Source organism: Vibrio sp. VPAP30 (assembly GCF_001188205.1).
In the GTDB taxonomy this organism is placed as follows: Bacteria; Pseudomonadota; Gammaproteobacteria; order Enterobacterales; family Vibrionaceae; genus Vibrio; species Vibrio bivalvicida.
In genome coordinates, this window is sequence record NZ_LBLS01000025.1 from 15,078 (window position 1) to 37,617 (window position 22,540).

Consider the following 22,540-nt stretch of genomic DNA (forward strand, 5'->3'; position numbering starts at 1 on the left):
TCCATTAGTTGGTGACATTACTGCCACCGACCTATTACCAAGTTTGGGTTGCCACGAAGTCATCAGTCAGCTTCTTAAGCTGTGCTTCAACTTCATCGTTGTACGCACCCGTCTTGTCGATCTCAGCTGCAAATTCAGCGTATTGACCGCGAGCATACGATAGTAGTGCCGCTTCAAAATCTAGAATCTTGTTGATTTCAACATCATCTAGGTAGCCGCGTTCAACAGCGAAGATAACTAGTGCTTGATCAAATACAGACATAGGAGCGTACTGCTTCTGCTTCATTAGTTCTGTAACTTTTTGACCATGGCTTAGCTGACGCTTAGTTGCTTCATCAAGGTCTGATGAGAACTGTGCGAATGCTGCTAGTTCACGATAAGCCGCTAGTGCAGTACGGATACCACCTGATAGCTTCTTGATGATTTTCGTCTGTGCTGAACCACCTACACGAGAAACTGAAATACCTGGATCAACGGCTGGGCGTACACCCGCGTTAAAGGCTTCAGACTGTAGGAAGATCTGACCATCGGTAATCGAGATTACGTTCGTAGGTACGAATGCAGAAACGTCACCAGCTTGAGTTTCGATGATAGGAAGAGCAGTCAAAGAACCCGTCTTACCTTTCACTTCACCATTAGTGAAACGTTCTACGTACTCTTCGCTTACACGAGCAGCACGCTCTAGTAGACGAGAGTGTAAGTAGAATACGTCACCTGGGAATGCTTCACGGCCTGGTGGACGTTTTAGTAGTAGAGAGATCTGACGGTAAGCTACCGCTTGCTTAGATAGGTCATCATAAACAATCAGAGCGTCTTCACCACGGTCACGGAAGTACTCACCCATTGCACAACCAGCGTAAGGAGCTAGGTATTGCAGTGCAGCAGATTCAGATGCAGATGCTACAACCACGATAGTGTTTTGTAGTGCACCGTGCTCTTCCAGTTTACGCACAACGTTCGCGATAGTAGAAGCTTTCTGACCAATCGCTACGTAGATAGAGAAGATACCAGAATCTTTCTGGTTGATGATTGCATCGATCGCCATCGCGGTTTTACCGATCTGACGGTCACCGATTATAAGCTCACGCTGACCACGACCGATTGGGATCATTGAGTCAACTGACTTATAACCAGTTTGTACTGGCTGATCAACCGATTTACGGTCGATTACACCAGGTGCAATCACTTCTACTGGTGACGTAAGTTTAGCGTCAATTGGGCCTTTACCATCAATTGGCTCACCTAGCGTGTTTACTACGCGGCCTAATAGTTCAGGACCAACTGGCACTTCAAGAATACGACCAGTACCTGTAACTTTCATGCCTTCCTTAAGGTCAGCATATGGGCCCATTACAACCGCACCAACCGAGTCACGCTCAAGGTTAAGTGCTAGTGCATAACGGCCACCCGGTAATTCAATCATTTCACCTTGCATCACGTCCGCTAGGCCGTGAATGCGAATGATACCATCGCTTACCGATACGATAGTACCTTCATTGCGAGCTTCACTAACAACTTCGAAAGATTCGATACGTTGTTTGATTAGATCGCTTATTTCCGTGGAATTAAGTTGCATGCTCCAATCCCCATTAAGACTGCAATGCATCGCTCAGGCGGCTTAGACGGCCACGTGCTGAGTTATCGATGACTAAGTCTCCGGCTCGAATTATAACCCCACCAAGTAGGGTCTCATCTACACTGCAATTCAGCTTTACTTTACGCTCTAGGCGCTGCTCAAGTTTGCTGCTGATATTTGCGAGTTGTTCTTCAGAAAGTTCTGCTGCTGAAGTAACTTCAACATCGATCTCTTTCTCATGCTCTTGTTTAAGAGCAAAGTACTGTTCACAAACATCAGGAAGGGCCGCTAAACGGCCATTCTCAGCCATCACCTTTAATAGGTTTTGGCCGTGCGCATCAACTTGGTCACTACAAACTGCAACAAATATTTCTGCTAGCTTTTCAGCAGAGACAGAGCCTGTTAGAAGCTCTTGAATTTGTTCGTTGTTAGCAACTTCCGCAGCAAAAGACAGCATTTGACCCCATTGGTCTAGTTGGCCTTTATCTACAGCAAAGTCGAAGGCTGCTTTAGCATAGGGGCGTGCGATTGTAGTCAAATCAGACATATGCGCCCCCAGACTTAAAGTTTTGCAGTAATGTTGTCGAGAATATCTTTTTGCGCATCTTTATCGATAGAACGCTCAAGGATTTTCTCAGCACCAGCTACAGCCAGAGTTGCAACTTGTTTGCGCAGTTCATCACGCGCACGGATGCGTTCTGCTTCAAGTTCAGCTTCAGCTTGAGTAAGGATTTTCTGGCGTTCTGCCTGAGCTTCCTCACGTGCTTCATCTAGAATTTGAGCTTTACGCTTATTCGCTTGCTCGATGACCTCAGTTGCTGTGCGCTTCGCTTCTTTCAACTGATCAGAAGCGTTTGCTTGTGCTAGATCCAAGTCTTTAGCAGCACGTTCTGCCGCTTGCAGACCGTCAGCAATTTTCTTCTGACGTTCTTCGATCGCCTGCATGATTGGTGGCCATACATACTTCATGCAGAACCATACAAACATTGCAAACGAGATTGCTTGACCTAGCAGAGTTGCGTTCATATTCACAACAGCTACCCCTTCTATTCGGACTTAGTGTTAATCAATGACAAACCGAAATTTGCCTAGAGTTAAAAGTGATTAACCTAGTTGACCAACGAATGGGTTTGCGAAAGTGAATAGAAGTGCGATTACGATACCGATCATTGGAACCGCATCAAGTAGACCCGCGATGATGAACATCTTAACTTGTAGCATAGGAGCCATTTCTGGTTGACGTGCAGCACCTTCAAGGAATTTACCACCTAGAAGTGCGAAACCAATCGCTGTACCAAGAGAAGCAAGACCGACGATAATACCTACGGCGATTGCAGAAAAGCTCAGTAAAGTTTCCATTACTATCTCCAATTTATAGTTGTTGGCTAGTTGCCCAAATAAAAAGCTTTAAAAATAAAATTAATGATCACTGTCTTCGTGTGCCATTGACAGGTAAACAATTGTCAACATCATAAACACGAAGGCTTGAATCGTAATAACCAAGATATGGAAGATTGCCCACGGTAGTGAACCCATCCATTGCAAGTACCATGGTAGCATTGCCGCACAAAGAATGAATACAACCTCACCTGCGAACATGTTACCGAATAAACGCATACCAAGTGATAGAGGCTTCGCAAGTAGCGATACCACTTCAATCAATAGGTTAAACGGAATCATCACAGGGTGATTAAATGGATGTAAAGCAAGTTCTTTAGCGAATCCACCTAGACCTTTCACTTTGATGCTGTAGTAAATCATCAGAGCGAATACGCCTAGAGCCATAGCCATGGTGATATTAACATCAGCTGACGGTACAACCTTAAGGTAAGGAATACCAAGCCAATGCTCTGCTGGGTAAGGTAAGAAGTCGATAGGAACTAAGTCCATCACGTTCATCAAGAATACCCAACAAAAGATAGTCAGTGCTAAAGGCGCGATCAGTGGGTTGCGTCCATGGAACGTGTCTTTGACGTTTTCCGCGACAAATTCAACGATCATTTCAACAAAACACTGAAGCTTACCCGGTACACCCGCTGTCGATTTCTTCGCTACTGAGTAAAAAATTCCTAAGAAAATTAAACCCGTAAACCAAGAAAAAAACAGGCTATCGATATGTACGTTCCAGAAACTTGCTTCCTCCGCTACAAGACCTAACTTATACGTCGATAGGTTTGTAAGGTGGTGGGCAATGTATCCGGATGACGTTAGCGCTTCACCTGGCGCAGCCATAACTCATCCTATTTTTTGTTGTTAATGAATAGCACTGGCGCACAGATATTAATACCTAGAGCCAGCAAATAGGTTAGCTTAAGGGGAACAAGTTCCACCTGCATATACATGTAGGCAACGGTGAAAAGAATCACCGTGATGAGGATTTTGAGTGCTTCGCCAGCATAGAAAGAGGCCGTAATTCGCTTTGCAGCACGAGCTCCACTAAACATAAACGCACACAGCGCAAAAACGGCATTGGCAATCACAAAGATGCCACCACCAATCAACGCTGAAAGTCCCCAGTCAGCATTTACGGCTATTGCCATACCTACTGCCAGAAGTGTAACCGCGCCAAACTGGATCATTAACAATTGCTTAGCAAGCTCTCGTCCTGGTCTAGCTAACGCAGCTACCATGTATTCGTACCTCTAGTAAAATCCACAGCTTTACTACCTCAGGGCTGGGAAATTGGCGAAAATTATACGGTGAGTCGAACTGATTGCAATTAAAACACTGCAAAAAGTTACAATTTTGTTTACAAACCGACAACTTCCGCACAAAAATTCGATTTTTACATATATTGACTGAGATCAATTATCTCATTTAGCTCTCTAGCTTGGCAATTAGCTGCTCCAATTTGTGAGGCTCATCAAGACTAATCGTTACTTTCGACTTGCCATTGTCAGCTCTTACAATTGCCACTTTAGCACCAAGCATTTCACTCAATTTATGTGATATTTGTTGTGCTTCAGTGTCTTCGGCCTCACTTTTTGGTTCAGTTTGAGGTTGAAGACATTTTTTTACTAACTGCTCAGTCTGACGCACTGTCATTTTCTTTTTGGCAACTCGCTGAGCAATCTCAACTTGCTGTTCTCCTTCAAGTGCCAGCAAAGCTCTAGCATGCCCCATATCAAGATGATTACTAGAGACTAAACCTTTTACGTCAACTTCTAGCTGATTTAGACGCAATAAGTTGCTTACCGCCGCGCGAGACTTGCCGATGACATCAGCAACCTGTTGATGAGTAAGACTAAACTCTTCTTGTAAACGATCTAACGCGACAGCTTCTTCAATTACATTAAGATCTTCACGCTGAATATTTTCAATCAGCGCCATCGCGATCGCCGCACGATCTTCGACATTTTTCACCACACACGGCACTTGTTTTAATCCGGCCTTACGAGCAGCGCGCCAACGTCGTTCACCGGCGATGATTTCAAACTTGTCACCGTCAACCTGTCTAACGACAATAGGTTGGATAATCCCTTGCGACTCAATTGAAGCCGCTAGTTCTTCAAGCGCCTCTGGTTCCATCTCTTTACGCGGCTGATAAACACCCGGCTTCAAGCTATTGATATTTAAATCGGTTAGATTACCATCCGATGACAGTTCTTGACTGTGCAGCGCACTTTGCTGTTTTTCACGCGCCAATGAACTGGTTGAAAGCAGGGCGTCAAGCCCTTTACCTAAACCACGTTTAGACATGAGACGGAATTCCTTTGGTTATCGTTATGCAGGGACTTCTTCGCGGCGAAGCATCTCACCGGCAAGAGCGAGATAAGCCTTAGCACCAGCAGAGTATTTATCGTAATACATTGCCGGTTTACCATGACTAGGTGCTTCAGCGAGACGAACGTTGCGCGGAATAACTGTGCGGTACACCTTGTTACCAAAGTGCTTTTTAAGTTGATCGGATACTTCATTCGATAATCTGTTACGTGGGTCGTACATGGTGCGCAGCAACCCTTCAATTTTCAGATTTTCATTAACAACAGCGGCTAGCTTGCTGATCGTATCCATCAATGCGGTTAAACCTTCAAGTGCAAAATACTCACACTGCATTGGAACCAAAACCGAATCGGCTGCGGCCATAGCGTTGATTGTAAGAAGGTTTAGAGAAGGAGGACAATCGATAAAGATGAAATCATAGTTATCGCGAACTAATTGTAACGAATTCTTAAGACGAATTTCGCGTGCGAACACTTCCATCAATTTGATTTCTGCCGCCGTCACATCACCATTGGCAGCAACCAAATCGTAATTGCCCGACGTTTTACGGCACACCACTTCATCAAATGGTACATCCTCAACGAGCAATTCATAGGCCGTCGCATCCACTTGGTATTTGTCAACACCACTGGCCATCGTCGCGTTGCCTTGTGGGTCGAGATCTATCACCAGAACCTTACGCTTAGTCGCAGCCATTGATGCAGCTAAGTTAATGCATGTTGTTGTTTTTCCAACCCCGCCTTTCTGGTTGGCGATCGCTACGATTTTTCCCACGTTGAACCTCGCTTTTATTCCTTGCGCGATAAGATTACTAGATGACGCTCACCTTCCAGTTGAGGAACATTCAAAGCTTTGACATCTGTCACAGAACACCACTCGGGTAATTGCTCAATCTCATCCTGTGGCAATTGACCTTTCAAAGCTAAGAAATGACCATCTTGAGATTTGGGCAGATGGTGGCACCACTCAACCATATCAGTCATTGAAGCAAATGCTCGGCTCAATACACCATCAAATTTGTCTTCTGGCTGGTATTGTTCGACTCGACTTTGAACTGGAGCCACATTTTCGATTTTGAGTTCGTGTAGAACCTGTTTGATAAAGCGAATACGTTTGCCCAAACTATCGAGCAAAACAAACGTTTTATCCGGATGCATGATCGATAGTGGTATACCAGGTAACCCTGGCCCTGTACCGACATCAATAAAACGCTCACCTTGTAAGTGAGTGCTAACAATAATGCTATCCATAATATGTTTAACTAGCATTTCTTGAGGATTACGCACCGAGGTTAAGTTGTAAGCTTTATTCCACTTATCCAGCATTTCAACATAACCAACCAGTTGCTCACGTTGGCGAGGAGAAACCTCTAACTCGGTTTGGCTAATCAAATCATCCAGTTGAGTACGGAGTTGAGACATTATGCTTCCTCACCTTTTTTCAATAGACCGTGTTTTTTCAAATGCACAAGTAAAATGGAAATGGCTGCTGGTGTAATACCTGAAATACGTGAAGCGATACCAATAGACTCAGGTTTTGCCTCAGTCAATTTTGCTACCACTTCGTTTGACAAACCGCTTACCTTGGCATAGTCGAGATCAACTGGCAGCTTGGTGTGCTCATGACGTAACGATTTTTCGATCTCGTCTTGCTGACGCTTGATATAACCTTCGTATTTAACTTGGATCTCGACTTGCTCAGTAGCTTGTTGATCTTCCAATGCCGGCGCAAAGGCAGTTAATTGAGTCAATTGATCGTAAGACATTTCTGGGCGTCGCAGTAGATCTTCACCACTTGCTTCACGCACCATAGGCGTTTTTAACAACGCATTTAACGCTTCAATACCTTCCGATTTTGGATTCATCCAAATATCTTTTAGGCGTTGACGTTCAGTCTCAATATTGTTGATTTTTTCATTAAAGCGCGCCCAACGGACATCATCAACTAAACCAAGTTGGCGAGCTTGCTCTGTTAAGCGCAAGTCAGCATTGTCTTCACGCAGCAACAGACGATACTCCGCACGTGAAGTAAACATACGGTAAGGCTCTTTCGTCCCCATGGTTGACAGATCATCAATCAACACGCCCATGTAAGCCTGATCACGACGTGGGCTCCAGCCCTCTTTGTCCTGACTAAACAAACTTGCGTTGAGACCGGCCATTAACCCTTGCGCAGCAGCCTCTTCATAACCCGTAGTGCCGTTAATTTGGCCAGCAAAGAACAAGCCATTGATAAACTTAGTCTCATAGGTCTGTTTTAAGTCGCGCGGATCGAAAAAGTCATACTCAATCGCATAACCAGGTCGCACAATATGGGCATTTTCGAACCCTTTCATTGAACGAACGATCTGAACTTGAACGTCAAACGGCAAGCTGGTGGAGATACCATTCGGATACAACTCATGTGTATCAAGTCCCTCAGGCTCAATAAAGATCTGGTGACTGTTCTTATCGGCAAAACGCATCACTTTATCTTCAATCGAAGGGCAGTAACGTGGACCAATGCCTTCAATCACACCCGCATACATAGGACTACGATCAAGGTTGTTGCGAATGACATCATGCGTCTTTTCGTTGGTGTGGGTAATAAAACACGGAATTTGTCGAGGATGCTGGTTACGAGCGCCAATGAATGAAAATACAGGCGCTGGATTATCACCATGTTGAGCTTCTAGCTCTGAAAAATCGACACTACGAGCATCAATACGTGGTGGCGTACCCGTTTTTAAACGATCGACCCGAAATGGTAATTCTCTTAAACGATCCGCAAGTGCGATCGATGGAGGATCGCCTGCACGGCCGCCTGAAGAGCTTTCCATACCAATATGGATCTTACCACCCAAGAAGGTACCGACTGTAAGTACCACGGCTTGAGCGTAGAAACGTAGCCCCATTTGGGTAACCACACCTAAGACTTGATCCTGTTCGACAATAAGATCATCAACGGATTGTTGGAACAAAGTTAAGTTCGGTGTGTTTTCCAAAACACTGCGCACGTAAGCTTTGTATAGTGCTCGGTCAGCTTGAGCACGAGTGGCACGTACTGCTGGGCCTTTTGAAGCGTTCAAAGTTCTAAATTGAATACCAGAATGATCGATTGCTTGGGCCATTAGCCCCCCCATTGCATCGACTTCTTTGACTAGGTGACCTTTACCAATACCGCCGATAGCAGGGTTACACGACATTTGACCTAAGGTGTCAATGTTATGAGTAAGCAACAAGGTTTTTTGCCCTGTACGAGCAGATGCGAGTGCGGCTTCCGTTCCTGCGTGACCGCCACCTACGACGATGACATCAAATTTTTCGTGATAAAGCATGAACCGACCTCAGGTATTCAATAGAGAGCTGGATAAAGAAAAAGAGCGTTATTCTACCTTCTTTCACGAAGAGAGAAAATGCTTTTGACTCTTTTCATTCAAAGAGCCAAATCCTTATATATATAAGATCTATATATATGATCTTTTATTAGATCTATTATTAGGATCGCCTGTTTCTGTGGATAAGTAGAAAATGATCAACAAGATCATGGATCTTCTTGGGATCATATCATGTGATCTTACCTTGATCAGAATGAGGATTAGCTGGGATCAAAAACGGCACTTATGCACAGGGGGTGAAAAGGATCTAAGTTGTTCTTTGGATAACTATAGGTTAATCACCGGAAAGATCTACTTTTATCCACAAGTGGAGTGGTCAAAAAAACAGCAAACAGTTCAGGGGGGTAAGGGAAATGTTATACACAATTAGAGTAAAACAGAGCTAAGTGGTCAACAGAGTGACCACTTGAGGAGAGTTAAAATAGCTCAATATGGTCATTTAGCCATGTTTCAGCTGCATCTTCTGGTACATCGTGGCTGAGAATATCAATCGTAAAACACTCGGTAAGTGCGGTTGCCCCTATATCTGCAAGTAAATTGTGAGCATGTTGGCCGGCTGCGCAAAATGTATCGTAGCTTGAATCACCAATGGCGATGGTGGCGTATTTCACTTGGTTCATCTTAGGGGGAGTATCTTGTAGCGCTCGGATAAAAGGCTGAATGTTATCTGGATAATCGCCAGCACCGTGAGTTGAAGTAATGACAAGCCAAGTGCCACTGTTGTCAACTTCATCTAGGTTGGGATGATTGTGAATAGTAGTCTCAAAGCCTTTTTCAATCAGTAGATCACTTAAGTGGTCTCCCACATACTCTGCACCACCAAGTGTGCTACCTGTAATAATGTGGATCATAGGTATTCCTTTATATACGCGTAAAAACGCGGCTAAGTTGCCGCGCTAAAGATTATTTTCCGATACAGAAAGAAGAGAAGATGCGTCCGAGAAGGTCATCAGAGCTAAACTCGCCAGTAATTTCACTCAAGTGCTGCTGAGTGATACGTAGCTCTTCTGCTAGGATTTCACCAGCCATATAACCTTCTAGTTGCTGTTGGCCAACGTTTAAATGTTCTGCCGCGCGTTCGAGCGCTTCTAAGTGGCGGCGGCGGGCCATAAAGCCACCTTCGTTGCCTCCAGCAAAGCCCATACACTCCTTCAAATGAGTGCGCAGAGCTTCAACACCATCGCCCGTTTTAGCGGATAGGCGAATTAAAGTTGGATCGTTAACGTGACAAATGCCAAGATCTTCATCGGTTTGATCGGCCTTATTACGGATCACTGTCATACCGATATTGTCAGGTAGACGATCGACAAAGTCAGGCCAGATTTCTATTGGATCGGTGGCATCGGTTGTGGTGCCATCGACCATAAACAGGACGCGATCTGCCTGAGCGATTTCATCCCAAGCGCGCTCTATACCGATTTTCTCGACTTCATCGGCAGCATCACGCAGACCTGCGGTATCAATAATATGCAGCGGCATACCATCAATATGGATGTGCTCGCGCAGTACGTCTCGCGTAGTTCCGGCAATATCCGTCACAATTGCCGATTCTTTACCTGAAAGGGCGTTGAGTAGGCTTGATTTGCCCGCATTTGGACGACCTGCGATGACCACTTTCATCCCTTCACGCATAATAGCGCCTTGTGTCGCTTCTTTACGTACCGCAGCCAAGTTATCTATGATGGTTTGTAGATCGGTCGCCACTTTACCATCAGCTAGAAAATCAATTTCTTCTTCTGGGAAATCAATCGCGGCTTCAACATAGATACGTAAGTGGATGAGTGATTCTACTAGAGTATTGATTCGACCTGAAAATGCCCCTTGCAGCGATTGCAAAGCCGATTTAGCGGCTTCTTCAGAACTGGCATCAATTAAGTCTGCAATAGCCTCCGCTTGAGCGAGATCGAGTTTGTCATTGAGGAACGCTCGTTCAGAGAATTCACCAGGTCTGGCTGTACGGATCCCTGATATTTGTAGGATACGCTTAATCAGCATATCCATTACTACAGGGCCGCCATGGCCTTGCAGTTCAAGTACATCTTCACCAGTGAATGAGTGCGGGTTAGGGAAGTAAAGCGCGATACCTTGGTCGAGTTGTTTTCCGTCTTGTGAGTTAAATGGCAGATACTCAGCATAGCGTGGACGCAGTTCCTTGCCTGTTACTTCAAGCGCGACTTGCGCAGCTAAAGGACCGGATACGCGAATAATGCCGACGCCACCACGACCGGGTGCTGTTGCTTGTGCAACAATGGTATCAGTTGTCATAAATGTGCCTGTGTTATCTAAATGCCGAGTTAGGCAAAAAATCTGTTAGCTGAATTGTAATCAGCTCAAATAAAAAAGGCGACCTTTTGGCCGCCTTTCATTGTTATTTCCGCTAAAGGTTACTTGCTGTGCAAACCTTTTTTCTCCAGTGCTTTGTAGATAAGCGTTTGCTGGATTAGCGTTACTACGTTCGATACTAGCCAGTATAGAACCAGACCTGAAGGGAAGAACAGGAAGAAGAAAGTAAACATAACCGGCATAAAGGTCATGATCTTCTGCTGCATAGGGTCAGTGACTGTTGTTGGGCTCATCTTCTGGATCATAAACATAGATGCACCCATCAGTAGTGGCAAGATGTAGTAAGGGTCTTGCGCTGAAAGGTCAGTAATCCAACCGAAGAATGGTGAGTGACGAAGCTCTACCGACTCCATTAGTGCCCAGTATAGTGAGATGAAAATAGGCATCTGTAGAATTAGAGGTAAACAACCACCGAGTGGGTTTACTTTCTCTTTCTTATACAGTTCCATCATTTCTTGGCTCATGCGCTGACGGTCATCGCCAATGCGCTCACGCATCGCTTGCAGTTTAGGCTGAAGCATGCGCATTTTCGCCATCGAAGTGTACTGCGCCTTGGTTAGTGGGTACATCGCACCACGGACAATGAAGGTTAGACAGATGATTGCCACACCCCAGTTGCTGACAAAGCTTTGAATGAACGAAAGTAATGAGTGCAGAGGTTTTGCTATAAACCACAACCAGCCATAGTCAACAACTAAGTCTAGATTTGGTGCTACTTCCGCCATTTGATTTTGAAGTTTTGGACCAACCCATAGTGTTGCTTTGAAGTTAGCGCTATCGCCATCAGCAATCGTTTTGTTTGGCATACGAACGCCAATATCACCCAGGTTGCCAATCACACGAGTGTATAGGTTAGTTCCTGGTTCATCGCGTGGAATCCACGCTGTAGCGAAGTAGTGTTGAATCATCGCCGCCCAGCCCTGACCATTGTTTAGGTTGAGGGACAGGTTGCGATCTTGCATGTCATCGAAGCTGTATTTTTTATAGCGGGTATCTTCAGTAGAGTATGCACCACCGCGGTAAGTCGGCATTGTAATGCTGCCACCAGCGTCAAGTAGGTTTTGACGTAAGTGAGCGTACATACCAAATGTCGCGTTGTTACCCGATTTGTTTACCACATCATATTCAACGTCAAGTGCGTAGCTACCACGCTTAACAATGAATGTTTTGGTGTACTCAAGGCCGTTGGCAGTGAATGTCATTGGAATACGCAGTTCATCTTGACCATCCGCTAGAGCAAAGCTATCTGCGCTAACAGAGTAAGCAGGGCGGTTGGTGCTGCTAAGGTCGATACCTTGTGGGCCTACAAGGCCACTTTGAGCAATAAACTGGTGACCTGCTTCGTTCTTAAGCAGAACGAATGGGTCAGCTGAGTCTAGTTCGTTTGAGTACTGGTTTAGGTCTGCGTGAATTACATCACCACCCACCGTATCAATCGACAGAGTCAATACATCAGTAGTTACAGTAATCGTTTTAGCAGAAGCTTGCTGCGCAGGAGCGGGGTCTAGCTCGTCGGCAAAAGATGGTGCAGGTAGAGTACTGCTTGATTGAGCCTGCTCAACCGGCTGAGGCGTTGGATTCTTTGCAACTTGCCATTGCTGGAACAATAGGAAAGAAACCAGTGCTAGCGCGATTAACAGAATATTACGTTGAGAATCCATCGTTATTTATCTCTGTCTTGTTTTTGGACTGGTGGAACGGGGTCATACCCCCCTTCATTCAAAGGATGGCATTTTAATAGACGTTTGCTTGATAACCAACACCCTTTTACAAAACCGTGAGCTTTTAACGCTTCTATGGCATAGGTAGAGCAAGTTGGAGTAAAACGACAACGTGGTCCAATAAGTGGACTAATAACACCTTGATAGAGACGGACGAGTCCGATTGCTAACCACGCGAAGGGCGAGACAGGCGCTGCCATAATTTATCAAACAGTTTGAAAATATCTTCATTGCTTAAATCTTGCGCGCTTTTCTTGGCAATAACAACAAAATCTTTGTTAGCAAGCTGATGTTGATTGTTACGAAAACTTTCACGAGCAAGGCGCTTAAAACGGTTACGACCTACAGCGGTTTTGATCTGTTTCTTGGGAACGGCTAAACCTAATCGAGGATGAGATAGGCTATTTTTACGAGCAATGATGGTGAAATGAGGTGAGCCAGCTCGATGAGCTTGCTGGAAGACATTTTGATAATGCTCGGGAGTTAACAAACGTAACTCCCGATTGAACGCGTACGTTTTCAAAATAATCTAGAGATTACTTAGAAAGACGCTTACGGCCTTTTGCACGACGTGCATTAATTGTAGCACGACCGTTCTTAGTAGCCATACGTGCACGGAAACCGTGAGTACGCTTGCGCTTTAGAACTGAAGGTTGAAAAGTGCGTTTCATGATAATTACCTTTACTGATCAGTAGTTTTAGGTCAATGTTAACCCGGCGTGGGCAATAACGTCTTCTTTATATATAAAGAGGACAAACCGACGCCTCTCAACAAAGAGGCGGAATTGTAATCACAGTCACACAAAGTGTCAATCTTTGTGCAAGCGCTAAATTCCGACCGGGCGATTATACGTAGTGTGAGCAAAATCTCAAGGATCGTTCGATCCTATCTGTTGATCTTTATTCAGCACCGACTTGTCGAAGAAACTTTTGCAAGCGAGGATCTTGTGGATTGCCAAAGATATCCTGTGGAGAACCTTGCTCAACAATGTTTCCTTCCGCCATAAAGATCACTCTATCAGCAACCTCTTTGGCAAATTGCATTTCGTGGGTAACCACGAGCATGGTTTGATGTTTTGTTGCTAAGTCTTTCATTAAATTAAGAACTTCTCCTACCCATTCAGGATCAAGCGCTGAAGTGGGTTCATCAAACAGCAGTAATTCTGGTTGCAATGCCATTGCTCGGCCAATGCCGACTCGTTGTTGTTGACCACCAGAAAGTGCCGCTGGATAACTTTCTCCTTTATCGCCTAAACCGATATCGTCAAGTATCTCTTGAGCGCGGCGTAAAGCATCGGCTTTTTTCCAACCACGAACGGTGATTAGGCCCTCGGCAATATTTTGTCTGGCAGTCATGTGGGCAAATAAAGCGTAGTTTTGAAATACGAAGCCTGTTTTGCGGCGTAGTGCTAATACTTCTGCTTTGGTGTGTTTTTCGCTATCGACACTGACGTCATCTATGCTTATGACTCCTTGGTCGGCACTTTCCAGAAAATTTACTGTACGCAGCAAGGTCGATTTACCCGTGCCACTTGAGCCAATGATGACGATGATTTCGCCTTGGTTGATTTCAAGGTCAATGCCTTTGAGAACTTCGGTATCGCCAAAGCGCTTATGAATATTGTTAAGTTTGATCATCGTTCATACGCCTTATTCAATTTCGCTTCTGCCCAAATTTGTACTCGAGTCAGAATGACTACCACACCCCAGTAGATTAAGGCTACTGCAAGGAATGCTTCGAAGAAGCGAAAGCTGGATGATGCTTCCATCTGCGCTTTGGCCATGATTTCAGCTACCCCAAGAGTGAAAGCCAGTGAAGTTGATTTGATCATATCAATGAAGTAGTTCATCAATGATGGCAGCGCGACACGGGTTGCTTGTGGCAAAATCACTCGGCGCATTGCCTGAGGCGTGGTCATTCCTACAGAGAGGCTGGCTTCCATTTGGCTGCGATCAATACCAATAATCGCTGCGCGAATACTTTCTGCCATGTAAGCGGCAAAGTGAAGGGTTAAGCCGATCACCGCAGCACCAAATGCATCAAGACCGACTAAAAATGGGAAGATTTGTGGTAAACCATAATAAAGCAGGAACAGTTGAACTAGCAGTGGTGTTCCACGGAAAAAACTGATGTATAGCTGGCTAAGTTGATCGAGAACTGGGACGCGAAAAACACGGATATTCGCCAAAATAACAGATAAAATCAGCGAAAAGAATAAACCCCACGTTGCCATTTCCATGGTTGTACCAAGATACCTGAGCAGTATCGGCATCAGATCCAGCATGTAATTAAAATCGAATCCCATAACGTGTCCCAAAATAAATCACAAATAAAAAACAAAACCCACTGCAAAGGAAGGAAAGCAGTGGGTTAAAGGCTAGCCGACTCATATAGGGCGGCTAGAAATCGAATCTCAGCTTATTTGGTGATATCAGCACCAAACCACTTCTCAGAGATTTTGGCTAGCGTACCATCAGCACGCATTGCAGCAAGTGCTTGGTTTACTTCTGCTTGCAGCTTTTTACCATTGTCGTTATCAACGAATGGCCATGCATTTTGGATGGTTTCGAAAGGCTGACCTGCTAGTTGTAGTGGCAGACCTGTTTTCTTGATCAGCTCAAGTGCCGAAAGGCGATCCATGACAAATGCGTCAGCGCGACCAAGTGCAACATCGTGCTCAACCCCCGTATCGTACGTCTTGATATTGATTTTGCCATCTTTATCGTAATTACGCAGTAACTGCTCAAAGTTGGAGCCTAGGTTTACTGCAACGGTTTTACCTTCAAGGTCTTCAATACCTTGAATGCTATCGTTGCCTTTACGAACTGTGATTTGCGCACCGTCTACCACATATGGGTCGGCAAATAGGTATTTTGCCTTACGTGCATCAGTCATAGTGATTTGGTTGGAGATAGTGTCGATACGACCTGTCTCTAACAAGCCAAATAGACCAGAGAAGTTTGCTGTTACGTACTCAACGTTGTAATCGTTACGTTTGCCGATCTCATCCCATAGGTCGACTTCGAAGCCTTGTAGCTTATCTTGCTGAACGAAAGTAAACGGGAAGTAGCGACCCGACATGCCGACTTTAACTTCAGTTGCCGCTTGAACAGTAGCAGCAGAAAGCGCGATTGCTGCTACTGCAGCTTTAATCCAGTTTTTCATAGTACAACTCCATATAATTATGGGGATAAATACTACTGTCACTGTACTCAATTAGATAAATAACCAAGTGCAATAACCTAGACAGTAGAGTAATAAGGTAGGGTGATTTACTGATATTCAACCTGTTAGACGAAGCTGGTTGAAAGAAGACGAATTTAGGGTGATGAAAAATTTTCATTCACAGACTTATCACCAGAACAAAGATCTCGTCAAAAATACCTTAATGTGGATCGATATGTGAGTAAAAATGGGGCAGCATGTGGGGATCTTACGGATAATCTCGAAAATATTGTGAATAACTTAGATCTTATTCACTGGATCGTCGATCATTTGCTGGCGATCTTGGTTATCAACAGGTAAAATTACCAATCTTTTCCGATCAATTACTTCGAGTGGGGGCACTGTGTCATCTTCGCTTTGGTTGCAATGTTTGCAACAGCTTCAAGAAGAGCTACCAGCAACTGAATTCAGTATGTGGGTTCGTCCGTTACAAGCGGAGCTCAATGACAATACACTCACTCTTTTTGCCCCGAACCGTTTTGTTTTGGACTGGGTACGTGATAAGTACCTCAACAGTATCAATCGTCTGCTGCAAGAATACTGTGGCAATGACATTCCAAGCTTGCGTTTTGAAGTGGGTAGTCGCCGAGTTGCGGCGCCAAAACCAGCACCTAAACGTACGCCAGCGGATGTAGCCGCTGAATCTTCAGCCCCTGCGCAGCTACAAGCGAGAAAGCCGGTTCATAAAACTTGGGATGATGACGCGCAAGCTATTGCCGATATAAACCACCGCTCGAATGTTAACCCTAAGCACAAGTTCAACAACTTTGTTGAGGGTAAATCGAACCAATTAGGCTTAGCGGCTGCTCGTCAGGTGTCAGATAACCCAGGCTCTGCATACAATCCACTGTTCTTATACGGTGGTACAGGTTTGGGTAAAACCCACCTTCTGCACGCGGTCGGCAATGCGATTGTGGATAACAAGCCAAATGCGAAAGTGGTCTACATGCACTCTGAGCGTTTTGTGCAAGATATGGTGAAAGCGCTGCAAAATAACGCGATTGAAGAGTTTAAACGCTACTACCGTAGTGTCGATGCACTGCTTATCGATGATATTCAATTTTTTGCCAATAAAGAGCGTTCGCAGGAAGAGTTCTTCCATACTTTCAATGCTCTATTAGAAGGCAACCAACAGATCATCCTGACTTCGGACCGCTATCCAAAAGAGATCAATGGTGTCGAAGATCGTTTGAAGTCTCGTTTTGGTTGGGGTCTAACGGTTGCGATCGAGCCACCAGAGCTGGAAACACGCGTCGCGATCTTGATGAAAAAAGCCGAAGATCACCAAATTCACCTTGCCGATGAAGTGGCGTTCTTTATTGCTAAGCGACTGCGTTCCAATGTTCGTGAGCTAGAAGGCGCACTAAACCGTGTTATCGCTAATGCCAACTTTACTGGTCGCCCGATTACGATTGATTTTGTTCGCGAAGCGCTGCGCGATCTCCTTGCTCTGCAAGAAAAGTTGGTCACGATTGATAATATTCAAAAGACGGTGGCAGAATACTACAAGATTAAAGTAGCCGATCTACTATCGAAACGTCGTTCTCGTTCGGTTGCCCGCCCTCGACAGCTTGCGATGGCACTCGCTAAAGAGCTAACTAACCACAGCTTACCTGAAATTGGTGATGCATTCGGTGGCCGTGACCATACTACGGTTTTGCATGCCTGCCGTAAGATTGAGCAGCTACGTGAAGAGAGCCACGATATTAAAGAAGATTACTCGAACTTGATTCGTACTCTGTCTTCTTAATTCGCACTATTTCTTGATTCACAGTATTCTAAGCATCGAGCAACAATAACGAATTCGGATAAGAGCACCCTATGAAATTTTCCATTGAGCGTAGCCATCTGCTTAAACCACTTCAGCAAGTGTCAGGAGCACTCGGCGGTCGTCCTACTTTGCCAATTCTTGGTAACCTTCTTCTTAAAGTCGAAGACAACGTACTCTCAATGACAGCTACCGATCTTGAGGTCGAGCTGATAAGCCGCGTCACCCTAGAAGGTGAGTTCGAAGCGGGCAGTATTACCGTACCTTCACGCAAGTTTTTAGATATTTGTCGTGGTCTACCCGATGACTCTGTGATTACCTTTGTTTTAGAAGGCGACCGTGTTCAAGTTCGTTCTGGCCGCAGCCGTTTCTCGCTATCGACGCTACCTGCGAATGATTTTCCGAACATTGAAGATTGGCAGAGCGAAGTAGAGGTATCACTGACTCAAGATGAGTTGCGTGGTTTGGTTGAGAAAACTCAGTTCTCAATGGCAAACCAAGATGTTCGTTACTACCTCAACGGTATGCTGTTTGAGATTGATGGTACAACGCTACGTAGTGTTGCTACCGATGGCCACCGTATGGCGGTATCTCAAACTGAACTGGATGCAGACTTTGCGCAAAAGCAAATAATCGTGCCACGTAAAGGTGTGTTAGAACTAGTGAAACTGCTTGATGCACCAGAGCAACCTGTTGTGTTGCAAATTGGCAGTTCTAATGTGCGTGCTGAAGTAAACAACTATGTGTTTACTTCTAAGCTGGTGGATGGTCGATTCCCTGATTACCGCCGCGTAATGCCACAAACGACAACCAAAACACTGGAAGCGGGCTGTGATGAATTGCGCCAAGCCTTCTCGCGTGCAGCGATTTTGTCTAACGAAAAATTCCGTGGTGTGCGAGTTAATCTTGCAGATACAGACATGCGCATAACGGCCAACAACCCAGAGCAAGAAGAAGCTGAAGAGATGCTTGATGTGAACTTCGAAGGCGAGCCGATTGAGATTGGTTTCAACGTCAGCTATGTATTGGATGTGCTCAACACCCTGCGCTGCGAAAAAGTCAGAATTTCAATGTCAGATGCTAATGCCAGTGCGCTGATTGAGAACTCAGAAGACGACAGCGCAATGTATGTGGTGATGCCAATTCGACTCTAGCATGCCGCTTTCTCGTCTAGTTATTCAGCAGTTTCGAAACATTAAAGCCTGTGATATTGAACTATCAGCAGGCTTTAACTTTCTTATTGGACCTAACGGCAGTGGCAAAACCAGTGTATTGGAAGCCATCTATCTGCTTGGGCATGGTCGCTCATTTAAGAGTTCTTTGACCGGAAGAGTGATTCAAAATGAGTGCAATGAGCTGTTTGTTCATGGACGTTTTTTGAACTCGGATCAATTTGAGCTACCAATTGGCATTAATAAGCAGCGTGATGGCTCAACAGAGGTTAAAATAGGCGGTCAGTCTGGGCAAAAGCTGGCACAGCTTGCACAGGTTTTACCCTTGCAGTTAATTCACCCTGAAGGGTTTGATTTGTTGACCGATGGTCCGAAACATCGTCGCTCATTTATTGATTGGGGTGTGTTTCATACCGAGTCAGCTTTTTATGAGGCTTGGGGGCGTTTTAAGCGTCTTAACAAACAACGTAATGCGCTATTGAAAACAGCAACCAGCTATCGAGAGCTGAGTTACTGGGATCAAGAGATGTCACGACTAGCTGAAAGCATCAGTCAGTGGCGAGCTGACTACGTCGAGCAAATGAAGGTCAAAGCGGAGCAGATCTGCAAAGCGTTTTTACCTGAGTTCGACATCCAACTGAAGTATTATCGTGGTTGGGATAAAGACACCCCATATCAGGAAATACTAGAGAAAAATTTCGAGCGTGATCAGGCGTTGGGTTACACCTTTAGTGGGCCTAACAAAGCGGATTTACGCATAAAAGTGAATAGTACACCTGTTGAAGATGTCCTTTCACGAGGCCAGTTAAAATTGATGGTATGTGCATTGCGAGTAGCGCAAGGACAACACCTAACAGAAATGACTGGCAAGCAATGTATCTACTTAATTGATGACTTTGCATCTGAATTAGATAGCCAACGTCGTAAGCGTCTTGCTGACTGCTTAAAAGAGACGGGGGCTCAAGTTTTTGTAAGTTCTATTACTGATAGTCAAATTGCCGATATGCGTGACGAAAACGGCAAGATGTTCCATGTGGAACATGGCACAATAGAGCAAAATATATAGTGGAAGATAACTCATGTCTGAAAATTACGATTCATCGAGTATTAAGGTACTAAAGGGTCTGGACGCAGTTCGTAAGCGTCCTGGTATGTACATCGGCGACACGGATGATGGCACCGGTCTGCACCACATGGTTTTTGAGGTGGTGGATAACTCAATTGATGAAGCGTTAGCGGGTCACTGTACAGACATCGTTGTGACAATTCATGAGGACAATTCAGTATCGGTACGCGATGATGGTCGTGGTATCCCTACCGAAATGCATCCAGAAGAGAACGTATCAGCTGCAGAAGTTATCATGACGGTACTTCACGCAGGTGGTAAGTTCGATGATAACTCATACAAGGTATCAGGTGGTCTGCACGGTGTAGGTGTATCGGTAGTTAACGCACTGTCCAAGCAAGTGACGCTAACCATCCACCGTGGTGGCCAAATTCATACTCAAACTTACCATCACGGTGAGCCTCAAGCGCCACTATCAGTCGTTGGCGAGACTGAGCAAACAGGTACAGAAATTCGTTTCTGGCCAAGTGAGTTGACTTTCTCTAACACAGAATTCCACTACGACATTCTAGCTAAGCGTCTACGTGAGCTTTCTTTCCTTAACTCTGGCGTATCAATCAAGCTACGTGATGAGCGTGAAGAAGATAAGCAAGATCACTTCATGTATGAAGGTGGTATTCAAGCGTTTGTTGATCACCTAAATACCAACAAAACGCCAATCATCGAGAAAGTATTCCATTTTAACTCTGAGCGTGAAGACGGTATCGCGGTGGAAGTTGCAATGCAGTGGAACGATGGTTACCAAGAGAACATCTTCTGTTTTACTAACAACATCCCTCAGCGTGATGGTGGTACTCACCTTGCCGGTTTCCGTGCAGCCCTTACGCGTACTTTGAACTCGTTCATGGACAAAGAAGGCTTCTCAAAGAAAGCGAAGACCGCGACTTCTGGTGATGATGCACGTGAAGGTCTAACTGCAGTTATTTCAGTTAAGGTTCCTGATCCTAAGTTCTCAAGCCAAACCAAAGACAAACTGGTTTCTTCTGAAGTGAAGTCAGCGGTTGAGCAAGCAATGGGCGAGAAGCTGTCTGAGTTCCTAGTTGAACACCCAGCGGAAGCTAAGACGGTTTGTACTAAGATCATCGATGCAGCTCGTGCTCGTGATGCGGCGCGTAAAGCTCGTGAAATGACTCGTCGTAAAGGCGCGCTAGACCTAGCTGGTCTGCCTGGTAAATTGGCAGACTGTCAGGAAAAAGACCCAGCACTCTCTGAACTCTACATAGTGGAGGGTGACTCGGCAGGCGGCTCCGCAAAACAAGGCCGTAACCGTAAGAACCAAGCGATTCTTCCTCTGAAAGGTAAAATCCTTAACGTTGAGAAAGCGCGTTTCGACAAAATGCTTTCTTCTCAAGAAGTGGCGACACTTATCACAGCGCTTGGTTGCGGTATCGGTCGTGACGAGTACAACCCGGATAAGCTGCGCTACCACAACATCATCATCATGACCGATGCCGATGTCGATGGTTCGCACATCCGTACGCTACTATTGACCTTCTTCTACCGTCAAATGCCAGAGTTGATTGAGCGTGGTTACGTGTACATTGCTCAGCCACCACTTTACAAAGTGAAGAAAGGTAAACAAGAGCAGTACATCAAAGATGAAGAGGCAATGAACCAGTACCAAGTTGCACTGGCTCTTGATAACGCATCTCTGCACGTAAACCCAGAAGCGCCAGCGCTTGCAGGTGAAGCACTTGAGAAGCTTGTTCAGCAGTACAACGCGGGTATTAAGCTAGTGGATCGTATGAGCCGTCGTTACCCACGTGCACTTGTTCATGAACTAATTTATACGCCACGTCTAACTGCAGAGCAGTGTCATGATGCAGCAGCAGTAGAAGCTTGGACTAAACAGTTAGTTGAGCAGCTAAACGCGAAAGAAGTGGGTGCAAGTCAATACAGCCACGAAGTAGAACAGCATGCTGAGCTAGGTCTAAACCTACCTAAGATTATTGTTCGTACCCATGGTGTGACTCATGAATTTGCACTAAGCGTTGATCTGTTTAACTCGAAAGAGTATGGCAAGCTAGCTGATCTATCTGAAGCGCTAGATGGCCTGATTGAAGAGGGCGCATACATCAAACGTGGTGAGCGTACTCAGCCAATCGCAAGCTTTGTTGATGCGTTAGAATGGTTGATTAAAGAGTCGCGTCGTGGTCTAAGCCTACAGCGCTACAAAGGTCTAGGTGAGATGAACCCAGATCAGCTTTGGGAAACAACCATGGACCCAGAGACTCGTCGTATGATGCAAGTAACGATTGAAGATGCGGTTGGTGCAGATCAGCTGTTTACGACGCTAATGGGTGACCAAGTAGAACCTCGTCGTAACTTTATCGAAGAAAACGCACTTAAAGTTGCCAACTTGGACGTTTAGTATCTTTGATACTTCGCTCTTTCGCTTAATTTCTGTGTCAGAGGTGCTCACATACCTTCGTATGCTCCGCGCCTCTTCCTTGAACTAAAACGAAATAGCTTCGTCTTAAAAAACTAATTTTTAAAGGGCTACCAGAAA

23 protein-coding genes are annotated in these 22,540 nt (G+C 45.1%); 4 read left to right on the forward strand and 19 right to left on the reverse strand.

The window, feature by feature from the left end; all coding sequences use genetic code 11:
• Window positions 1–34: 34 nt before the first annotated feature.
• The 19 genes from atpA to ZX61_RS10265 all read right to left on the reverse strand — a co-directional run bounded on the left by atpA (window position 35) and on the right by ZX61_RS10265 (window position 15,905).
• Window positions 35–1,576: a F0F1 ATP synthase subunit alpha gene (gene atpA / locus ZX61_RS10175; protein WP_049844519.1), complete on the reverse strand. Its 1,542-nt coding sequence runs from the start codon at window positions 1,574–1,576 to the stop codon at window positions 35–37.
• 13 nt (window positions 1,577–1,589) lie between these two features.
• Complete coding sequence (gene atpH / locus ZX61_RS10180) at window positions 1,590–2,123, reverse strand: F0F1 ATP synthase subunit delta (RefSeq protein ID WP_049844520.1); 534 nt, start codon at window positions 2,121–2,123, stop codon at window positions 1,590–1,592.
• A gap of 14 nt (window positions 2,124–2,137) precedes the next feature.
• A complete protein-coding gene (gene atpF, locus ZX61_RS10185) occupies window positions 2,138–2,608 on the reverse strand; it encodes a F0F1 ATP synthase subunit B (RefSeq protein WP_049844521.1) in 471 nt (156 codons plus the stop codon).
• 72 nt (window positions 2,609–2,680) lie between these two features.
• Window positions 2,681–2,935: a F0F1 ATP synthase subunit C gene (gene atpE / locus ZX61_RS10190; protein ID WP_002540812.1), complete on the reverse strand. Its 255-nt coding sequence runs from the start codon at window positions 2,933–2,935 to the stop codon at window positions 2,681–2,683.
• Between the two features lie 60 nt (window positions 2,936–2,995).
• The gene (gene atpB, locus ZX61_RS10195) at window positions 2,996–3,808 is read right to left on the reverse strand and encodes a F0F1 ATP synthase subunit A (RefSeq protein WP_049844522.1); all 813 of its coding nucleotides are present in this window, start codon (window positions 3,806–3,808) and stop codon (window positions 2,996–2,998) included.
• Window positions 3,809–3,816: 8 nt separating this feature from the next.
• Complete coding sequence (locus tag ZX61_RS10200; RefSeq protein ID WP_049844523.1) at window positions 3,817–4,206, reverse strand: F0F1 ATP synthase subunit I; 390 nt, start codon at window positions 4,204–4,206, stop codon at window positions 3,817–3,819.
• 187 nt (window positions 4,207–4,393) lie between these two features.
• On the reverse strand, window positions 4,394–5,275 hold the full coding sequence (locus ZX61_RS10205; RefSeq protein WP_049844524.1) for a ParB/RepB/Spo0J family partition protein: 882 nt from the start codon (window positions 5,273–5,275) through the stop codon (window positions 4,394–4,396).
• Window positions 5,276–5,299: 24 nt separating this feature from the next.
• A complete protein-coding gene (locus tag ZX61_RS10210) occupies window positions 5,300–6,073 on the reverse strand; it encodes a ParA family protein (RefSeq protein WP_049844525.1) in 774 nt (257 codons plus the stop codon).
• Between the two features lie 14 nt (window positions 6,074–6,087).
• Window positions 6,088–6,720 (reverse strand): 16S rRNA (guanine(527)-N(7))-methyltransferase RsmG, encoded by a 633-nt coding sequence (gene rsmG, locus ZX61_RS10215; RefSeq protein ID WP_049844526.1) that lies wholly within the window; start codon window positions 6,718–6,720, stop codon window positions 6,088–6,090.
• A complete protein-coding gene (gene mnmG, locus ZX61_RS10220) occupies window positions 6,720–8,615 on the reverse strand; it encodes a tRNA uridine-5-carboxymethylaminomethyl(34) synthesis enzyme MnmG (protein ID WP_049844527.1) in 1,896 nt (631 codons plus the stop codon). The genes rsmG and mnmG overlap by 1 nt, the downstream gene beginning before the upstream one ends.
• A 476-nt stretch (window positions 8,616–9,091) precedes the next feature.
• Entirely contained in the window at window positions 9,092–9,526 is a 435-nt protein-coding gene (gene mioC, locus ZX61_RS10230; protein WP_049844529.1) for an FMN-binding protein MioC, read from the reverse strand.
• Window positions 9,527–9,578: 52 nt separating this feature from the next.
• Window positions 9,579–10,940, reverse strand: a complete 1,362-nt coding sequence (mnmE, locus tag ZX61_RS10235; protein WP_049844530.1) for a tRNA uridine-5-carboxymethylaminomethyl(34) synthesis GTPase MnmE — start codon at window positions 10,938–10,940, stop codon at window positions 9,579–9,581.
• A 119-nt stretch (window positions 10,941–11,059) separates the two neighbouring features.
• Window positions 11,060–12,679, reverse strand: a complete 1,620-nt coding sequence (gene yidC, locus ZX61_RS10240; RefSeq protein ID WP_049844531.1) for a membrane protein insertase YidC — start codon at window positions 12,677–12,679, stop codon at window positions 11,060–11,062.
• Between the two features lie 2 nt (window positions 12,680–12,681).
• On the reverse strand, window positions 12,682–12,939 hold the full coding sequence (gene yidD, locus ZX61_RS23720; protein ID WP_074181700.1) for a membrane protein insertion efficiency factor YidD: 258 nt from the start codon (window positions 12,937–12,939) through the stop codon (window positions 12,682–12,684).
• Complete coding sequence (gene rnpA, locus ZX61_RS10245; RefSeq protein WP_230300094.1) at window positions 12,906–13,229, reverse strand: ribonuclease P protein component; 324 nt, start codon at window positions 13,227–13,229, stop codon at window positions 12,906–12,908. The genes yidD and rnpA overlap by 34 nt, the downstream gene beginning before the upstream one ends.
• Before the next feature lie 46 nt (window positions 13,230–13,275).
• A complete protein-coding gene (gene rpmH, locus ZX61_RS10250) occupies window positions 13,276–13,410 on the reverse strand; it encodes a 50S ribosomal protein L34 (protein ID WP_004411068.1) in 135 nt (44 codons plus the stop codon).
• A gap of 229 nt (window positions 13,411–13,639) precedes the next feature.
• A complete protein-coding gene (locus ZX61_RS10255; RefSeq protein ID WP_049844532.1) occupies window positions 13,640–14,377 on the reverse strand; it encodes an amino acid ABC transporter ATP-binding protein in 738 nt (245 codons plus the stop codon).
• Window positions 14,374–15,045 carry an amino acid ABC transporter permease gene (locus tag ZX61_RS10260; RefSeq protein WP_049844533.1) on the reverse strand — a complete coding sequence of 224 codons (672 nt, stop codon included), beginning with the start codon at window positions 15,043–15,045 and terminating at the stop codon, window positions 14,374–14,376. The genes ZX61_RS10255 and ZX61_RS10260 overlap by 4 nt, the downstream gene beginning before the upstream one ends.
• Window positions 15,046–15,158: 113 nt before the next feature.
• Window positions 15,159–15,905 (reverse strand): amino acid ABC transporter substrate-binding protein, encoded by a 747-nt coding sequence (locus ZX61_RS10265; protein WP_049844534.1) that lies wholly within the window; start codon window positions 15,903–15,905, stop codon window positions 15,159–15,161.
• 403 nt (window positions 15,906–16,308) lie between these two features.
• On the opposite strand from ZX61_RS10265, the gene dnaA reads away from it, so the two are divergent.
• The 4 genes from dnaA to gyrB all read left to right on the forward strand — a co-directional run bounded on the left by dnaA (window position 16,309) and on the right by gyrB (window position 22,402).
• Window positions 16,309–17,715, forward strand: a complete 1,407-nt coding sequence (gene dnaA / locus ZX61_RS10270; protein ID WP_049844535.1) for a chromosomal replication initiator protein DnaA — start codon at window positions 16,309–16,311, stop codon at window positions 17,713–17,715.
• A gap of 71 nt (window positions 17,716–17,786) precedes the next feature.
• The gene (gene dnaN, locus ZX61_RS10275; RefSeq protein WP_049844536.1) at window positions 17,787–18,887 is read left to right on the forward strand and encodes a DNA polymerase III subunit beta; all 1,101 of its coding nucleotides are present in this window, start codon (window positions 17,787–17,789) and stop codon (window positions 18,885–18,887) included.
• 1 nt (window position 18,888) lies between these two features.
• The gene (recF, locus tag ZX61_RS10280) at window positions 18,889–19,971 is read left to right on the forward strand and encodes a DNA replication/repair protein RecF (protein ID WP_049844537.1); all 1,083 of its coding nucleotides are present in this window, start codon (window positions 18,889–18,891) and stop codon (window positions 19,969–19,971) included.
• Between the two features lie 13 nt (window positions 19,972–19,984).
• Window positions 19,985–22,402, forward strand: a complete 2,418-nt coding sequence (gyrB, locus tag ZX61_RS10285; RefSeq protein ID WP_049844538.1) for a DNA topoisomerase (ATP-hydrolyzing) subunit B — start codon at window positions 19,985–19,987, stop codon at window positions 22,400–22,402.
• The last annotated feature ends 138 nt before the right edge of the window (window positions 22,403–22,540 follow it).

What these genes read in the sequence shown, in the direction of transcription:
- atpA (WP_049844519.1), bottom strand. Translation starts at nt 1,576, where the DNA reads ATGCAACTTAATTCCACGGAAATAAGCGATCTAATCAAACAACGTATC.
- atpH (WP_049844520.1), bottom strand. Translation starts at nt 2,123, where the DNA reads ATGTCTGATTTGACTACAATCGCACGCCCCTATGCTAAAGCAGCCTTC.
- atpE (WP_002540812.1), bottom strand. Translation starts at nt 2,935, where the DNA reads ATGGAAACTTTACTGAGCTTTTCTGCAATCGCCGTAGGTATTATCGTC.
- atpB (WP_049844522.1), bottom strand. Translation starts at nt 3,808, where the DNA reads ATGGCTGCGCCAGGTGAAGCGCTAACGTCATCCGGATACATTGCCCAC.
- ZX61_RS10200 (WP_049844523.1), bottom strand. Translation starts at nt 4,206, where the DNA reads ATGGTAGCTGCGTTAGCTAGACCAGGACGAGAGCTTGCTAAGCAATTG.
- ZX61_RS10205 (WP_049844524.1), bottom strand. Translation starts at nt 5,275, where the DNA reads ATGTCTAAACGTGGTTTAGGTAAAGGGCTTGACGCCCTGCTTTCAACC.
- rsmG (WP_049844526.1), bottom strand. Translation starts at nt 6,720, where the DNA reads ATGTCTCAACTCCGTACTCAACTGGATGATTTGATTAGCCAAACCGAG.
- mnmG (WP_049844527.1), bottom strand. Translation starts at nt 8,615, where the DNA reads ATGCTTTATCACGAAAAATTTGATGTCATCGTCGTAGGTGGCGGTCAC.
- mioC (WP_049844529.1), bottom strand. Translation starts at nt 9,526, where the DNA reads ATGATCCACATTATTACAGGTAGCACACTTGGTGGTGCAGAGTATGTG.
- mnmE (WP_049844530.1), bottom strand. Translation starts at nt 10,940, where the DNA reads ATGACAACTGATACCATTGTTGCACAAGCAACAGCACCCGGTCGTGGT.
- yidC (WP_049844531.1), bottom strand. Translation starts at nt 12,679, where the DNA reads ATGGATTCTCAACGTAATATTCTGTTAATCGCGCTAGCACTGGTTTCT.
- yidD (WP_074181700.1), bottom strand. Translation starts at nt 12,939, where the DNA reads ATGGCAGCGCCTGTCTCGCCCTTCGCGTGGTTAGCAATCGGACTCGTC.
- rpmH (WP_004411068.1), bottom strand. Translation starts at nt 13,410, where the DNA reads ATGAAACGCACTTTTCAACCTTCAGTTCTAAAGCGCAAGCGTACTCAC.
- ZX61_RS10255 (WP_049844532.1), bottom strand. Translation starts at nt 14,377, where the DNA reads ATGATCAAACTTAACAATATTCATAAGCGCTTTGGCGATACCGAAGTT.
- ZX61_RS10260 (WP_049844533.1), bottom strand. Translation starts at nt 15,045, where the DNA reads ATGGGATTCGATTTTAATTACATGCTGGATCTGATGCCGATACTGCTC.
- ZX61_RS10265 (WP_049844534.1), bottom strand. Translation starts at nt 15,905, where the DNA reads ATGAAAAACTGGATTAAAGCTGCAGTAGCAGCAATCGCGCTTTCTGCT.
- dnaN (WP_049844536.1), top strand. Translation starts at nt 17,787, where the DNA reads ATGAAATTTTCCATTGAGCGTAGCCATCTGCTTAAACCACTTCAGCAA.
- recF (WP_049844537.1), top strand. Translation starts at nt 18,889, where the DNA reads ATGCCGCTTTCTCGTCTAGTTATTCAGCAGTTTCGAAACATTAAAGCC.
- gyrB (WP_049844538.1), top strand. Translation starts at nt 19,985, where the DNA reads ATGTCTGAAAATTACGATTCATCGAGTATTAAGGTACTAAAGGGTCTG.